A 16,245-nucleotide genomic window follows, 5' to 3' on the forward strand; every position below is an offset into this window, starting at 1 on the left:
GCCGACCACCTGACCTTTTGCCGATCAGGCCCAAAGCCCAGCTCAGTGCGGCCGGAACATGACCGCCTTCGCGACGGCGTTCGCCGTGCGGACCGCACCCTTCGACCGTCGGGACGCCTTGCGTACGACTCGTGCAGCGGAGCGCCGTAGCCGGGTCCGCACCTTAGTGGCCAGGGCGCGAGCGTCCGCGAGACGCTGGTCGTCGCCGCTGCCGGGGCTGCGCACCGGCTGCACGGCGTGCGCGACCTCGTCCACGAGCAGCCGCACGTCGGTCACGGCGGGACGGTGCTCGATCAGCGTGCCGTCCGGCGCGACGTCCACGCGCTTCATGCGGACGTCGGTGATCGCGAGCTGGATGCGGTTGCTGTCCTGCAGCTCCGGCAGCCGCTCGAGGACCTCGTCGACCCCGACGGCGTACCCGTCCATCCCGTAGACCTCGACCGCCGTCGACAACCCGGTGGTGAAGCACCCGATCGCGGCGGCAGGCCGCAGGTGCTCGTACAGGACCTCCACGGGGACGGCGCCGTCCAGGACCCGCAGCCGCACGCCCAGCTCGTCGGCCAGGTCCGGAAGACGGTGCGCGAACGCCGGCGGCGTGCTCGGGTGCGGCTTGAACGCGACCTGCCGGTACCCGAGTCCCGCGGCCACCCGGAGGAACTTCTCGTGCAGCTCCGCTTCCTCGTCCTGCGACAGCAGCCCGAGCGCGCTCAGGTGCTGTCCGAGCAGGATCGCGTCGACCCGCTCCTCACCCTGCGACGCGGAGGCCGTCACCTTCCCGTACTCGGCCACCACGTCCCGGAACCCCGCGGAGGACAGGACCACGTTCTCCACCCCGTGCTCGCGCAGGAGCACCGGGTCCAGCCCGCCGGCCAGGTCCAGGTAGAGCAGCCGGCGCAGGCGTTGCGCCATCCGCCGCAGCGCGGGCATCCGCGTCGGGCCGTAGGTCATCAGCCCGTCGGAGACGATGTCGACCGGCCCCTCCTGGAAGACACGCAGGATCGACGTCGACGGCTCGACCGGGAACGACTGGAGCGTGATCCCGAACGGCTCGCGCAGGCCCACTGCCGCCGCGAGGATCCCGTGCCACCGCCCGAGGTCCTCCGCGGGGCTCCACGACAGCGGGTGATGCGGGTAGATGATCTCGTTGAGGGACACCACCCGGTCGAACCGGCGGGCGAGCTCGTCGAGACCGGGCTGCTCCGCCAGGCCGAGCCCGAGCTCCGGGATCGGTGAGCTGCTGGTCGTCATCAGCACCTTCGTGCCGGCGTCGGCGTACAGGCCGTCGTCGACGGCGGTCGCCATGCTGGCGGCGGCCGTGAAGGTGGGAGCGACGAAGAGCTGGTCCATGTCAGTCCGCCTCGATTCGCAGGATCTTCCCGAGCACGATCCGCTTGGGCAGGTCGAAGTGCCGCAGCGCGGTCCGGACGGACTCCGGTGGGAACGAGTTCAGGAACGCCGACGACCGGTGGTACAGCTCGTGCTGCAGCTCGTGGGACAGCCTGGCTCGGCGGGACACGTGGAACTCGACGATCCGCATCGCCCCGTACGCGGCCTTGTCCACGTACCCGGCATTGCCCGAGCCGACCGCCAGGTCGCGGATGCCGGCGTAGGCGTCCAGGAAGTGCAACGTGTTCGCGTTGCCCGCCTGGGTGAGCGCCGTGGGGTTGGCGTCCTTGCGGTAGAAGTAGCCGTTGAGGTCCACCACGGCCGTGGACTCCGTGTTCAGGTGCAGACGCCAGAACCACGGGCGGTCCGCGGCCGTCCGCAAGGACTCGTCGAAGGCGAACAGCGCGGGGTCGATCCGTTCCCTGTCGTACATGCCCGCCCAGAGGAACGGGTAGTCCACGACCGTCCGGTAGCCCGGCGCGCCGATCTGCGACCTCGGGTCGAGCACGACGTCCCGGCGGTCCTCCGGCGCGCGCTCGATCACGCGCTCCATCCGGTCCACCCGCACGTGATCGGTCCGGACGAAGTCGACGTCCAGCCGCCGCAACGCGGCCAGGGTCCGGTCCAGGTGCCCCACCTGGTACCAGTCGTCGGCGTCGAGATAGGCGAGGTACCGGCCCTCGGCATGCGTGAGCGCGACGTTCCTGGACCGTGCCACCCCGTAGTTCTCCGGGTTGCGCAGGGTCGTCAGCCAGGGCATCTCCTGCGCCGCACGCTCGATGATCTCGGGCGTCTCGTCCGTGGAGTGGTCGTCGATCAGGATGAACTGATAGTCATCGCGTTGGTTCGCCCTGATCGTCGCGAGGCAGTTGGGCAAGAACGCAGCCGCGTTGTAGACCGGCACGATGATGCTCAGCGTGGTCAAGGTTTCCGTCCTGGCTCATGAGTTCCGGGCAGACGACCGGAGCACACCGGCCCGCAGCTCACCGGCGAACGGCAGCCGCCGCCTCCCGGAAGACCTTGGCGTACATCTTCGCCGTCCCCTCCAGGTCGGGCCCGTCGAGCTGCGGGCTGCCCGACGGCGGCGTCGCGCGCAGGCTCGCCACCGTGGAGTCGATCACCTCGGCGGTGAGGGCACCCTCGTAGAGGTTGATCCACCCGGCGCCGACCTTGCCGGCGAGACGGCGCGTGAGGTCGTTGGCGGGCGCGAGGACCGGGCGGTCGAGAGACAGCGCCAGGTACAGCACCTGCATGTCCTCGATCTCGGACACCTTGGGGAGCAGGACGAGCTCGGCCGCGGTGACCTCCTGCACGGTCGAACCGTCCGAGATGGTCTCGAGGAGCAGCGTCACCCTCTCCGGGTCGCGCGCCGCCATGCCCTTGAGCCCGATGTACGCACCGGACAGCGGCTTGCCGACCACGCGCAGCGTCAGCCCCGGGGTCTCGGTGACGAAGAAGTTCGCGAGAGCCGGCGCGACGCCCTTGGGAAGGATGGGCGCGATCCGGAGCAGCCGGCCGGGCACCTGCTCGGAGCGGGGGTAGCCGAGGAACCGCTCACGGTAGTGCGCGTGCGGGATGAGCGTGGCGGGGCGCCCCTTCGGGGTTCGCGTCACCTCGTCCAGCACGATGTACGACGTCGTCACCTGGTCGAGCAGCAGGTTGGCGGCCCGGCGCAGCCTGCCGCCCCTGCCGCTGGCATCGGCACCGGTGAGGGTCCGCACCACGGCGATCTTGCGGCGCTTGGCCTGCAGCACGAAGTCGGCGAGCTTCGCGAGCCGCTTCCACCGGCTTCCCTTGCCGAAGAGCACGGTCGACCGGTGGAGGTGGATCACGTCCATGTCGGCGTGCGGGAGCTTGCCCTCGAAGAAGCGGAACTCGACGTCCGGCGTCGCCTCGTTCCCGACGACCTGGTCGATGTACGAAAGGATGTGGTACGGCTGTCGCTGGGAGGCGTAGACAAGAATCTGGTCGCGCTCGACAGCGAGATCGGCGGCGGGGTGAGTCAGGTTCGGCACCAGGCTACGATACCAACGTGGGCCGTGGCCGTGGTCCGGTCCACAGTCACGTTCCGCAGCAACAGCAGCACCAATGGCGGGTCTCAGCGGTCCACACAGACCCTGTGCGCGTCAGCCTGATCGACCGCCGATTCCGCGACTCGCATAATAGGATCCCCCACCGTGAACTCGAACCGTGTCCAAGATGTCTTTGTCAACCTCGGTGGGCAGGACGACAACCTCGGCGACTCAGCGCTGCGGGCCGGCTTCCTCGTCGCCGCCCGGGGCGAGGGCCGCCGCATCCACGTGCTGCTGGAGGGCAAGACCTCGGACTACGTCTCCGGACTCCCCCTGGAGCCGGAGGACCGTGTCTACACGAAGGCGTCGAAGTGGGGCGCGGCCTCCAGGGCCGCTGTTCGCCCGGTCCACCTCTTCGAGGCCGGCGAGATCAACCCGCGTGGCGGCACGTACCCGAAGCGCGGCCGGGTCATCGGCCTGCAGCAGGCCGTCGAGGCCGGGGGCGCCGTCATCGTCGCCGGGATCGGGATCCGGTCGCCCAAGGTCGCGGCGGAGTCGGTCACGTTCCACCAGGTGCTGAAGGACGCGGCGATCGTGTCGTGGCGGGACCAGCCGTCCCGCGACGCCGCCGGGTTCGGTGACGTCGCCCCGGACTGGGCCTACTCGATGGGTACGCCGACCTCGGAGTGGGCTCCGGAGTCCGAGCGCCCGCTGCTGCCGATCACGCTGCGTTACGACCGGCCGTGGCCGGAGGCCTCGTGGTTCGACGCGGTCCGCGCCCTCGCCGCCCAGACGTCGACCGAGATCGTCACGCTCGCCCAGGTGGCCCGTGACGCTCCCCGCGCCGTGCGCGTCGCCGAGGAGCTCGGCGGCAAGTACCTCGTGCCGGCCAGCATGAGCCACCGCGATCTCGACGTCCACGCCCGCGACATCTACGGCAGGTCGCTCGCGGTGATCAGCGACCGCGCCCACGGGCTGATCATCGGCGCGACGGAGGGTGCGTACCCCCTCGGTTCGGCCGCGGACCCGGAGAAGATCAAGCGTCTGCTCGACTCGGCGGGGCTCGGCGAGCTCACCGGCCGGTACGACGAGTTCGGCCGGCTCGGCCCGCAGGTCGTGGACCGCCGCCCGAGCCTGGTGTCCGGCATCGACACCGCCCGGGCCACGCTCGCGGACCTGCAGGAGCGGATCCACAAGGCCATGGACTCCGTCCTCTGACCTCCTGACGGATCGGGCGGACGCCGCTCGGCTCCTGGTAGGCGGCCGGCCTCGACCAGCTCGCTCCTACCAGGAGGTCCCAGGCCTGCTCACAGCGCCCTCTGCACTCGCCGGAGCACTGGTTCGAGCGCGGGGAAGGTCCGGATGCTCCGCCTCGCGACCCGTCGCACCAGGGAGATCTTCTTGGCCGGCGCGGTCCTGCGCGGCTTCGCCGCGCCCTCCGCGAAGCCGGTCTCCGCGTAGAAGACCGTCCAGTCGAGGATCTGCCGGGCGTCGTCGAGCGTCGGCTCCGGCGAGAACTCGGGGGGCAGCGCACCCTGCAGCAGCTGCTGGTACAGGCTCGACATGTCGTAGGTGGTCACGTGCTCGGCGGCCTTGATCGACGCCTGCGAGTAGCTGAGGTACCGCTCACGGTCCTCGGCAAGTGCCGCGATCTCCCGGGCGAGCCTCGCCGCGTCGCCCTGGCGGACGGCGACGATGCCCTCGTTGTCCTGCACGGGGACCAGCCACGGCAGCTCGTACATGGCCACGGGCACGCCTCGGGCCTGAGCCTCCGCGAGCGTGAGCTGGTAACCCTCGATGATGCTCGTCGTCACGAAGAGGTGCGCCGCGTCGATCGACCGGATCAGCTCCTCACCGAGGCGCGGCCCCACGACCTTCACGTGCTCGGCCAGCCCCCTCTTCTCGACCTCGGCGGCGAGGTCCGCGACGGTGTAGTCCCGCCAGCCCGGCCCGATCACCGTCAGCTCGAAGTCGACCGACAGCCGGCGCAGCTCCTGCGCCACGGCAAGCAGCTCGGCCGGCTTCTTCATACGCTCGTCCAGGCGGCCCCACCAGACGAGCTCGAGCCGGCCCTCGGGCGCGCTCTTCGTCACCCCCGTGCCGGCCGACTCCATCAGCAGCGGCGACGGCGGGTTCGGGAGATACACCGTGTGCTCGATACCGTGGAGCTTCCAGTAGGCGACGTCGAGCGGGGACAGTGTCACCGTGGTCGCGAGCGCGCCGAGATGGTCCGTGAGGAACGACGTCAGGTCGTTCTGGTCGTAGATCGGGCGCAGCCCGAAACTGTGGATCCACCCGATCGTCGGCACGCCCAGAGCCCGCGCCATCAGGGCGAACGACGGCCACTGCCGGGAGTAGAGGATCTGCTGGTCGATGATGACATCGATCTCCTCCTCCCGGCAGATCCGCGCCCACTCCTGGACCCGCGCGGGCAGACCCTTGCCCCGCATCTCGATGAACTTCGCACCCTCGGGCACACCGTCGAGCGCACTGTCCTTCCGGTGCGCGACGATCGTGACCCGGTACCCGGCCTCCAGCAGGAAGTGCGCCTGGGAGAGAAGCACGCCGGAGACGCCACCGGTCGTGAGCGTCTTGGTGGTCAGCAGCACGCTCTTGACCGGACGCTCACCCGCCTCGATCCGGGTACCGGACGTCGCGAGGGCCGAGAGGACCTCCGGGGTGTGGGTCACCGCCGCGAGCACGACGTCGGGCTGTGGGACCCTGGTGTGCAGCAGGTCGAGGCACGCCCCGTGCAGGTCGCTGCTCATGTTCTTGGTCAGGAAGCCGATCACGTTGGCGATCATCGACAGCCGCGCCGACTCATAGCTCCTGATGAGCTGGGCCGGGTCCTTCCGGGTCTCCGTCAGGGAGTCGAGTGCCGGGCGGATGCATTCGACAGCATCGATCGCGCCGAGGTAGAAGGCGAACTGCGCGACGTCCGCGACGGCGTGCCCGCTCCCGCCACGACGGAAGAAGTACCGGTAGAGCCGGTCGGTGATCGACACGTACTTCCGGGCGCGTGCCGCCGCGAGGAACATGATGGGAAGGTCGTTGACCCGCGGGAGCACGAGGTCCTCCGGCAGCATCTCGTAGACCTCACGCAGCAGCGAGGCCCGGAAGAGGTACCGCCAGAGCTGCCCCTGCGCCGCCCGTCCGACGGGGAAGAGTCCGTTGAACACGTCGTCGCCGCTGAGCGAGTGATGGATGGGTGCCAGGCGCTTCTGGTACCCGCCGACCGTCTGACCGTCCGGGTTGATGACCGCGACCCCGAAGCCGACCAGGTCGGCCTTCGTCGCGCGCGCTTTCGCGTAGGACTTCTCGACGGCGTCCGGGGCGAACTCGTCGTCACCGTCCAGGAAGAGGACGTACTCGCTCTGCGCCGCCATGATCCCGGCCCGCCGCCCCTGGAACGCCGAGCCGTTCTGCTCCAGCCGGATCAGCCGGATGCGCTGGTCACGGGCCTGGTAGCTCTCGATGACCTGGCTCGTGCCGTCCGTCGAGGCATCGTCCACGCAGACGACCTCGAACTGCCCGTTCGTCTGCCGCAGACAGCTCTCCAGCGCGTTCCCGACCCAGGCCTCGTCGTTGTGCACCGGCAGGATGATCGAGACGAGCGGTGGCGTGTGCAATGAGGTCTCCGGGGTGAGGACGGGCGCGCAGATCGCCGCCGTCCTCCAGGGCGCCAGCGACCTGCCGCAATCGTAGGTCCCGGCCGCCGCACGGGCCATGTAAGTCGCCCGCGCACAACTCCCGGTAGGAGCGGGCCGCGCTCGGCAGCCTCACTCCTACCAGGAGCTCTCACCTTCCGGACGCTGTCACAGCGCCTTCTGCACTCGCCGCAGGACCGGTTCCAGCGCGGGGAAGGTCTGGATGCTCCGCCGTGCCACCCGTCGCGCCATGGAGGCCTTCCTGGCCGGGGCCGGTGTCGAGGCGGCGGCCTTCTTGGCCGGCGCGGCCCTGAGTGCCTTCCGCACGCCGGCCAGGCCGCGTGATTTCTCCGCGCTCTCGGCGAAGCTGGTCTCCGCGTAGAAGACCGTCCAGTCGAGGATCTGCCGGGCGTCGTCGAGCGTCGGCTCCGGGGAGAACTCGGCAGGCAGCCCGCCGACGAGCAGCTGCTGGTACAGGCTCGACATGTCGTAGGAGGTCATCCGCTCGGCGGCCTTGACCGAGGCTGCCGAGTACCTCAGATACCGCTCACGGTCCTCGGCGAAGGCCGCGACCTCCCGGGCGAGCCCCACCGCGTCACCCTGCCGGACGGCGACGATGCCCTCGTTGTCCTGTACGGGGACCAGCCACGGCAGCTCGTACATCACCACGGGCACACCACGAACCTGAGCCTCCGCGAGCGTGAGCTGGTAGCCCTCGATGATGCTCGTCGTCACGAAGAGGTGTGCCGCGTCGATCGACCGGATCAGCTCCTCGCCACGGCGCGGCCCCACGACCTTGACGTGGTCGCCCAGGCCCTTCTTGTCCACCTCGGCGGCGAGGTCCGCGACCGTGTAGTCCTTCCAGTCCGGCCCGATGACGGTGAGCTCGAAGTCGACCGACAGCCGGCGCAGCTCCTGCGCCATGAGGAGCAGCTCGCGAGGCTTCTTCGTGCGCTCGTCCAGGCGACCCCACCAGACCAGCTCGATCCGGCCCTCGGGCGCGCTCTTCGTGACCTCCGAGCCGGCCGACTCGATCAGCAGCGGCGAGGGCGGGTTCGGGAGGTAGACCGTGTGCTCGATGCCACGGAGCTTCCAGTAGGCGACGTCGAGCGGCGACAGCGTCACCGTGGTCGCCAGAGCGTTCAGGTGGTCCGTGAGGAAGGACGTCAGGTCGTTCTGGTCGTAGATGGGGCGCAGGCCGAAGTTGTGGATCCACCCGATCGTCGGCACGCCGAGGGCGCGCGCCATCAGGGCGTACGACGGCCACTGCCGGCTGTACAGGATCTGCTGGTCGATGATGACGTCGATCGCCTCGTCGCGGCAGATCTGCGCCCACTCCTCGACGCGGGCCGGCAGGCCCTTGCCCTTCATCTCGATGAACTTGGCGCCCTCGGGCAGGCCGTCGAGCACGCTGTCCTTGCGGTGGGCCACGACCGTGACCTTGTACCCGGCCTCCAGCAGGAAGTGCGCCTGCGAGAGGAGCACCCCGGAGACGCCGCCGGTCGTCAGCGTCTTGGTCGTGAGCAGCACGCTCTTGACCGGACGCTCACCCGCCTCGATCCGGGTGCCGCTCGTCGCCAGGACCGAGAGAACCTCCGGGCAGTGCGTCACCGCCGCGAGCACGACATCCGGCTGCGGGACCCTGGTGTGCAGCAGGTCGAGGCACGCCCCGTGCAGATCACTGCTCATGTTCTTCTGCAGGAAGCCGATCACGTTGGCGATCATCGACAACCGCGCCGACTCATAGCTCCTGATCAGCTCGGTCGGGTCCGTCCGGGACAGGGTCAGGGACTCGACCGCCGGGCGGATGCTCTCGACGGAGTCGATCGCACCCAGGTAGAAAGCGAACTGCGCGACGTCCGCGACCGCGTGCCCGCTGCCCCCACGACGGAAGAAGTACCGGTACAGCTTGTCCGTGATCGACACGTACTTCCGGGCGCGTGCCGCCGCGAGGAACATGATGGGAAGGTCGTTGACCCGCGGGAGCACGAGGTCCTCCGGCAGCATCTCGTAGACCTCACGCAGCAGCGAGGCCCGGAAGAGGTACCGCCAGAGCTGCCCCTGCGCCGCCCGTCCGACGGGGAAGAGTCCGTTGAACACGTCGTCGCCGCTGAGCGAGTGATGGATGGGTGCCAGGCGCTTCTGGTACCCGCCGACCGTCTGACCGTCCGGGTTGATGACCGCGACCCCGAAGCCGACCAGGTCGGCCTTCGTCGCGCGCGCTTTCGCGTAGGACTTCTCGACGGCGTCCGGGGCGAACTCGTCGTCACCGTCCAGGAAGAGGACGTACTCGCTCTGCGCCGCCATGATCCCGGCCCGCCGCCCCTGGAACGCCGAGCCGTTCTGCTCCAGCCGGATCAGCCGGATGCGCTGGTCACGGGCCTGGTAGCTCTCGATGACCTGGCTCGTGCCGTCCGTCGAGGCATCGTCCACGCAGACGACCTCGAACTGCCCGTTCGTCTGCCGCAGACAGCTCTCCAGCGCGTTCCCGACCCAGGCCTCGTCGTTGTGCACCGGCAGGATGATCGAGACGAGCGGTGGCGTGTGCAATGAGGTCTCCGGGGTGAGGACGGGCGCGCAGATCGCCGCCGTCCTCCAGGGCGCCAGCGACCTGCCGCAATCGTAGGTCCCGGCCGCCGCACGGGCCATGTAAGTCGCCCGCGCACAACTCCCGGTAGGAGCGGGCCGCGCTCGGCAGCCTCACTCCTACCAGGAGCTCTCACCTTCCGGACGCTGTCACAGCGCCTTCTGCACTCGCCGCAGGACCGGTTCCAGCGCGGGGAAGGTCTGGATGCTCCGCCGTGCCACCCGTCGCGCCATGGAGGCCTTCCTGGCCGGGGCCGGTGTCGAGGCGGCGGCCTTCTTGGCCGGCGCGGCCCTGAGTGCCTTCCGCACGCCGGCCAGGCCGCGTGATTTCTCCGCGCTCTCGGCGAAGCTGGTCTCCGCGTAGAAGACCGTCCAGTCGAGGATCTGCCGGGCGTCGTCGAGCGTCGGCTCCGGGGAGAACTCGGCAGGCAGCCCGCCGACGAGCAGCTGCTGGTACAGGCTCGACATGTCGTAGGAGGTCATCCGCTCGGCGGCCTTGACCGAGGCTGCCGAGTACCTCAGATACCGCTCACGGTCCTCGGCGAAGGCCGCGACCTCCCGGGCGAGCCCCACCGCGTCACCCTGCCGGACGGCGACGATGCCCTCGTTGTCCTGTACGGGGACCAGCCACGGCAGCTCGTACATCACCACGGGCACACCACGAACCTGAGCCTCCGCGAGCGTGAGCTGGTAGCCCTCGATGATGCTCGTCGTCACGAAGAGGTGTGCCGCGTCGATCGACCGGATCAGCTCCTCGCCACGGCGCGGCCCCACGACCTTGACGTGGTCGCCCAGGCCCTTCTTGTCCACCTCGGCGGCGAGGTCCGCGACCGTGTAGTCCTTCCAGTCCGGCCCGATGACGGTGAGCTCGAAGTCGACCGACAGCCGGCGCAGCTCCTGCGCCATGAGGAGCAGCTCGCGAGGCTTCTTCGTGCGCTCGTCCAGGCGACCCCACCAGACCAGCTCGATCCGGCCCTCGGGCGCGCTCTTCGTGACCTCCGAGCCGGCCGACTCGATCAGCAGCGGCGAGGGCGGGTTCGGGAGGTAGACCGTGTGCTCGATGCCACGGAGCTTCCAGTAGGCGACGTCGAGCGGCGACAGCGTCACCGTGGTCGCCAGAGCGTTCAGGTGGTCCGTGAGGAAGGACGTCAGGTCGTTCTGGTCGTAGATGGGGCGCAGGCCGAAGTTGTGGATCCACCCGATCGTCGGCACGCCGAGGGCGCGCGCCATCAGGGCGTACGACGGCCACTGCCGGCTGTACAGGATCTGCTGGTCGATGATGACGTCGATCGCCTCGTCGCGGCAGATCTGCGCCCACTCCTCGACGCGGGCCGGCAGGCCCTTGCCCTTCATCTCGATGAACTTGGCGCCCTCGGGCAGGCCGTCGAGCACGCTGTCCTTGCGGTGGGCCACGACCGTGACCTTGTACCCGGCCTCCAGCAGGAAGTGCGCCTGCGAGAGGAGCACCCCGGAGACGCCGCCGGTCGTCAGCGTCTTGGTGGTCAGCAGCACGCTCTTGACCGGACGCTCACCCGCCTCGATCCGGGTGCCGCTCGTCGCCAGGACCGAGAGAACCTCCGGGCAGTGCGTCACCGCCGCGAGCACGACATCCGGCTGCGGGACCCTGGTGTGCAGCAGGTCGAGGCACGCCCCGTGCAGATCACTGCTCATGTTCTTCTGCAGGAAGCCGATCACGTTGGCGATCATCGACAACCGCGCCGACTCATAGCTCCTGATCAGCTCGGTCGGGTCCGTCCGGGACAGGGTCAGGGACTCGACCGCCGGGCGGATGCTCTCGACGGAGTCGATCGCACCCAGGTAGAAAGCGAACTGCGCGACGTCCGCGACCGCGTGCCCGCTGCCCCCACGACGGAAGAAGTACCGGTACAGCTTGTCCGTGATCGACACGTACTTCCGGGCGCGTGCCGCCGCGAGGAACATGATGGGAAGGTCGTTGACCCGCGGGAGCACGAGGTCCGCCGGCAGCATCTCGTAGACCTCACGCAGCAGCGAGGTCCGGAAGAGGTACCGCCAGAGCTGGCCCTGCGCCGGCTTGCCGACCGGGAAGAGACCGTTGAACACCTCCTCACCGGTGAGCGAGTGATGGATCGGCGCCAGACGCTTCTGGTACCCGCCGACCTTCTGCCCGTCCGGGTTGATGACCTCGACCCCGAAGCCGACCAGGTCCGCGCCCGTCGCCTGCGCCTTCGCGTACGCCTTCTCGACCGCGTCGGGAGCGAACTCGTCGTCGCCGTCGACGAAGAGGACGTACTCGCCCTTCGCCGCCATGATCCCGGCCCGCCGCCCCTGGAACGCCGAGCCGTTCTGCTCCAGCCGGATCAGCCGGATGCGCTCGTCACGGGACAGATAGCCCTCGATGACCTCGCTCGTACCGTCGGTCGAGGCATCGTCCACGCAGACGACCTCGAACTGCCCGTTGGTCTGCCGCAGACAGCTCTCGATCGCGTTCCCGACCCAGGCCTCGTCGTTGTGCACCGGCAGGATGATCGAGACGAGTGGTGGCGTGTGCAATGAGGTCTCCGAGGTGGGGGGAAAGCGCAAATCGCTGCAATCCTAGTCGCTCGCCGTGGCGCGGTGAGCAAGCACGTCCTCGAGAAGGACCTGGGCCCGCGCACCGAAGCTGTGCTCCTTGCGGACGTGGTCGGACAGCGCGCGCAGCGACGTCTCGTCATACCAGGCTCCGCCCTCACCGGCGAGCACCGCCTCCAGGTCCTCGGCGGTCCTGAAGCGGGCCAGGCCGCGCTCCGGGAGCACGTTCCGGGTGATCTCGTCGAGTCCCTCGATCGCGTCGGTCAGCAGCCGGCCCCCCGATGCGAGGACGTCGAACACGCGGTTGGAGACGAAGCCGAGGTCTCGCATGTCGGCCCAGTGGTCGTTGAGCGCCCAGGCCGCCGAACGGTAGTACCGGCGGAGAATCTCGTTGGGTACGTACGTTCCGGCGATCGCCGCGGCGGGCAGGAACCCCTCCCACTGCTCCCCGTAGACGGCGATCGGTGTGCCGGAGGCGACGGTGTGCATGACCACGGGCCGCGCCTCGCCCCGCGAGTTCCCCACGAACAGCGCCTTGCCGACGACCTCGGGAACGGGCTCGTCGTCGAGGTAGAAGCGGCTCGGGTCGGTGCACTGCAACAACGGCCGGACCGGGAGGTCCCATGCAGACGAGACGTCGCGGGCCCAGCGAGGACTGGCCGCGTACCGGAGGTCGTAGGTCGCGAGCTCGCGCGCCGTCACGGCGTCGGGGTGGCTGATGACCCACGCGACGCTGGTCACGTTCGTGGGCAGCGTCACGGCGAACAGCCCGCGCAGCGTCACGACCACGTCGTCGGTGTACGAGGTGAACCGGGCGTCGTTGAGCCTGTTGTCGACGACGGCACGCTGGCCGAGCGCACGCAGCGCGTCCGCCAGCGAGTTGGCGAAATGGAAGTCGCCCCACTGCCGCGCGCGGTCGGCCGCCGGGGCCGCGATCTTGATCGCCCAGCGCAGCGAGGGCGGAGCCTCCGTGACCGTGGCGCCGCGGCCCGCTCCGGCAGGGAGCCAGAGTGCTCGCGTCCAGGAGCTCTCCTTCTCGGGGGCGCTCACCGCCGAGACGCCCAGGAAGACCGGGGAGAGGCCGAAGGCCGCGAAGAGGTCGGCCGACCCGGACGGCACCTCTGGCCAGGCCGCCCGGAACGCCGGCAGATCCTCTCCGGGCTGAGGCGAGCTGTCGAACGCCGCGGCCCCTGCGCCGCGTGTCCCGACCAGGCCGGGCACGACGACGACCGGCCGCCCCTCCTGCACCGCGAGGCGCTGCGACAGGCTGATGTCGGCCCACAGGTCGCCGGCCTGGCCGTCCCCCAGCGCGGCGCGGACGGACTTCGTGCGCGCCAGCAGCGGGACCGGCGCCCCCGGCACGGAGAACCACGGCGCCGGCCAGACGACGCCGGCCGGGTGCATGCCGCCGAGGAACGGGACCGGGTCCTTCTCGTAGGGCGGGTAGACCACCCCGGCGTCGCTGACCAGGTTCCGGCTGTTGAGCACGAGCGGGTGCACCGCGGCGGCGCCAGACTCCGAGAACGCGGTGCGCCAGTCGGCGAGCGTCCCTTCCCGGAACCCGTTCCGGGCGGACATCAGGAGCGTGTGCTCACCGCGGGCGCCGTGCACCGCCGCTGCGACGGCGGCGACCGTTCCAGCGGGTCCGGACACGGGGACGGTCCGCACCTCCCAGCGGGCGAGCCTGGCCAGCGCGAGCCCGACGGAGGCCTGACGGTCTTCGTCACGCACGAGGAGCACGACCTCGACGGGCTGCGCGGGCCGGTCGTCCGCGGCCCACGTCACCAGGTCGACGGCCCCGAGGGCGGCAAGCACCTCCGACGTCGAGGCGCAGTCGGTGACCACCACGCTCATCAGCCCCGGCACGGCCTTCCGGGCCGGACCGTCCCGCCACGACGTGGCCGTCTCACCGACCGGCTCGCGTACCTGCGCCCGCAGCGCCTCGCGCACGTCGGGGAGGGTGACCCCGTCCCGCAACCAGCCGGCGTCGGGTGCGAGCGGCAGGGTCCGCGGATCGCCGTCCGCCAGCAACGAGACCAGCGGGGACCGGTCAGGACGTCGCGGACCGTCGGCGCGTGCCGGGTCGAAGAGCGGGGACGTCGACTTCTCCCACGCGCCGTCCGCGCCCTCGAGGTACGCGACCAGCGGGTCCGTCTCGTCGTGGTCCCACCGCCTCGGATCGAGGCGTGCCGGGAGGAACAGCGGGTGCGGCGACCATCCGGCTCGCCTGCCCTCCTCGACGTAGTGGCTGACCGCCTCTGCCCGGTCCGCGAAGGTCAGACCCGCCTGGTGCTGGTACCACTCCACGTCGAACACACCCGAGGCGAGGATCCGCTCGGCAGCGGACACGGGCGGCGGGTCTGCCGCGGAGCCCTCCACCTCACAACGCCCGGGCGTCCGACTCCAGCAGCACCGGGATCCCGTCCCGCACCGGGTAGGCCAGCGGCCGGTCCGGGTCGGTCGAGTGCAGCTCCGGCTCGCCGCCGGGCCCGGTCCCGTCCACCAGCTCCGCACCCGTCACGGGGCAGCGCAGGATCTCTCGCACCCACGGGTCGAGCTGGACGGTCGGTTCGGTGCTCATGCTGCTCCTCCTGCGTCGCCGGCCTCGGCACGCACCAGCGACAGGACGTCGTCGCGCACCTTGACCATGATGTCCTCGTCGGTGGCCTCGACGTTGAGCCGCAGCAGCGGCTCGGTGTTCGAGGCGCGAAGGTTGAACCACCACTGCGGGTGGCCGTCCCAGTGGGACACGGTAACTCCGTCGAGCCGGTCGACCACGACCCCCGGGTACGCGGCCAGGTAGGCGTCCAGCACCCGCTGGGTCGCCTCGGCGGCGTCGGGCACCGTCGAGTTGATCTCGCCGGACGCGACGTACGGCTCGTACATCTCCGCGAGCGCCGACAGCGGGTGCGGCTGGCCACCCAGGGCGGCCAGCACGTGCATCGCGGCGAGCATGCCGGTGTCGGCGAAGAAGAAGTCCCGGAAGTAGTAGTGGGCGGAGTGCTCCCCGCCGAACACCGCGTCCCGCTCGGCCATCTCCGCCTTGATGAACGAGTGGCCCACGCGGGTCCGCAGGGTCTCGGCCCCTGCCGCCGACAGGATGTCGGGCACGGCCCGGGAGGTGATCAGGTTGTGGATCACGGTGGGTGTGCGGCCCGCCGCCTTCTCCTTCTCCACCTCGCGGAGCCCCACCAGGGCGGTGATGGCGGACGGCGAGACGGGCACGCCGCGCTCGTCCACCACGAAGCACCGGTCGGCGTCCCCGTCGAAGGCGAGTCCCAGGTCGGCCTCGTTCGCCACGACGGCGGTCTGCAGGTCCACCAGGTTCGCCGGCTCCAGCGGGTTGGCCTCGTGGTTGGGGAAGGTCCCGTCCAGCTCGAAGTACAGCGGCACGATCTCAAGGGGCAGCGCCGGCAGACCCGCCGCCTCGCCGAGCACCGCGGGGACGGTGTGGCCACCCATGCCGTTGCCCGCGTCGACCACCACCTTGAGCGGGCGCAGCCCGGACAGGTCGACCAGGCCGCGCAGGAAGGCGGCGTAGTCGGCGAGGGTGTCGCGGTCGGTCACGGTCCCGTTCCCCGTGCCTGCGGACGGCATCTGTCCGGCCTCGGCGGGCCGCGCGTCGTCGTCGTCCAGGATCGCCTGGGCGACCTCGCGGACTTCGGCGAGACCGGTGGCCTGGCCAACCGGCCGCGCGCCCGCGCGACACAGCTTGATCCCGTTGTAGGCGGCGGGGTTGTGGCTGGCGGTGAACATCGCACCAGGCAGGCCGAGCACACCCGAGGCGTGGTACAGCCCGTCGGTGGAGCACAGGCCGATGCGCGTGACGGAGACACCCTCGGCGGTCAGCCCCGCGGCGAACGCCTCGACGAGCTCGGGGCCGGAGTCACGCATGTCGTGACCCACCACGACGCCGGGTGCGGCGTCGGCCTCGGGCAGCACGACGGCGCGCGCGAACGCCCGGCCGATCGCCCGCGCGACCTGCGGTGAGAGCTGGTCCGGGACCGTGCCTCGGACGTCGTACGCCTTGATGATCTGGGAGAGGTCGAATGCCACGCGGCCAG

10 protein-coding genes are annotated in these 16,245 nt (G+C 70.3%); 1 reads left to right on the forward strand and 9 read right to left on the reverse strand.

Annotated elements, in window-relative coordinates; genetic code table 11:
- Positions 1 to 42 precede the first annotated feature (42 nt).
- The 3 genes from ACFWE2_RS08985 to ACFWE2_RS08995 are packed head-to-tail and all read right to left on the reverse strand — an operon-like array spanning position 43 to position 3,401.
- A complete protein-coding gene (locus tag ACFWE2_RS08985) occupies positions 43 to 1,347 on the reverse strand; it encodes a polysialyltransferase family glycosyltransferase (protein ID WP_377223873.1) in 1,305 nt (434 codons plus the stop codon).
- Position 1,348: 1 nt separating this feature from the next.
- Positions 1,349 to 2,311 (reverse strand): glycosyltransferase family 2 protein, encoded by a 963-nt coding sequence (locus ACFWE2_RS08990; protein WP_377223874.1) that lies wholly within the window; start codon positions 2,309 to 2,311, stop codon positions 1,349 to 1,351.
- 58 nt (positions 2,312 to 2,369) lie between these two features.
- Complete coding sequence (locus tag ACFWE2_RS08995) at positions 2,370 to 3,401, reverse strand: hypothetical protein (RefSeq protein ID WP_377223875.1); 1,032 nt, start codon at positions 3,399 to 3,401, stop codon at positions 2,370 to 2,372.
- A gap of 162 nt (positions 3,402 to 3,563) precedes the next feature.
- Here ACFWE2_RS08995 and ACFWE2_RS09000 point away from each other — a divergent pair, with 162 nt between their 5' ends.
- The gene (locus ACFWE2_RS09000; protein WP_377223876.1) at positions 3,564 to 4,616 is read left to right on the forward strand and encodes a hypothetical protein; all 1,053 of its coding nucleotides are present in this window, start codon (positions 3,564 to 3,566) and stop codon (positions 4,614 to 4,616) included.
- 89 nt (positions 4,617 to 4,705) lie between these two features.
- Here ACFWE2_RS09000 and ACFWE2_RS09005 read toward each other — a convergent pair whose 3' ends face one another.
- The 6 genes from ACFWE2_RS09005 to ACFWE2_RS09030 form a co-directional block, all read right to left on the reverse strand.
- Complete coding sequence (locus ACFWE2_RS09005; RefSeq protein WP_377223877.1) at positions 4,706 to 7,027, reverse strand: glycosyltransferase; 2,322 nt, start codon at positions 7,025 to 7,027, stop codon at positions 4,706 to 4,708.
- A gap of 186 nt (positions 7,028 to 7,213) precedes the next feature.
- On the reverse strand, positions 7,214 to 9,595 hold the full coding sequence (locus ACFWE2_RS09010) for a glycosyltransferase (protein ID WP_377223878.1): 2,382 nt from the start codon (positions 9,593 to 9,595) through the stop codon (positions 7,214 to 7,216).
- A 186-nt stretch (positions 9,596 to 9,781) separates the two neighbouring features.
- On the reverse strand, positions 9,782 to 12,163 hold the full coding sequence (locus tag ACFWE2_RS09015) for a glycosyltransferase (RefSeq protein WP_377223879.1): 2,382 nt from the start codon (positions 12,161 to 12,163) through the stop codon (positions 9,782 to 9,784).
- 42 nt (positions 12,164 to 12,205) lie between these two features.
- Positions 12,206 to 14,530, reverse strand: coding sequence for a hypothetical protein (locus ACFWE2_RS09020; protein WP_377223880.1), 2,325 nt, complete (start codon positions 14,528 to 14,530; stop codon positions 12,206 to 12,208).
- Between the two features lie 31 nt (positions 14,531 to 14,561).
- Complete coding sequence (locus tag ACFWE2_RS09025) at positions 14,562 to 14,762, reverse strand: Trm112 family protein (RefSeq protein WP_377223881.1); 201 nt, start codon at positions 14,760 to 14,762, stop codon at positions 14,562 to 14,564.
- Positions 14,759 to 16,237, reverse strand: a complete 1,479-nt coding sequence (locus ACFWE2_RS09030) for a phosphomannomutase/phosphoglucomutase (protein WP_377223882.1) — start codon at positions 16,235 to 16,237, stop codon at positions 14,759 to 14,761. The genes ACFWE2_RS09025 and ACFWE2_RS09030 overlap by 4 nt, the downstream gene beginning before the upstream one ends.
- Positions 16,238 to 16,245 lie beyond the last annotated feature (8 nt).

Source organism: Promicromonospora sp. NPDC060271, from assembly GCF_042726755.1.
Taxonomy (GTDB): domain Bacteria; phylum Actinomycetota; class Actinomycetes; order Actinomycetales; family Cellulomonadaceae; genus Promicromonospora.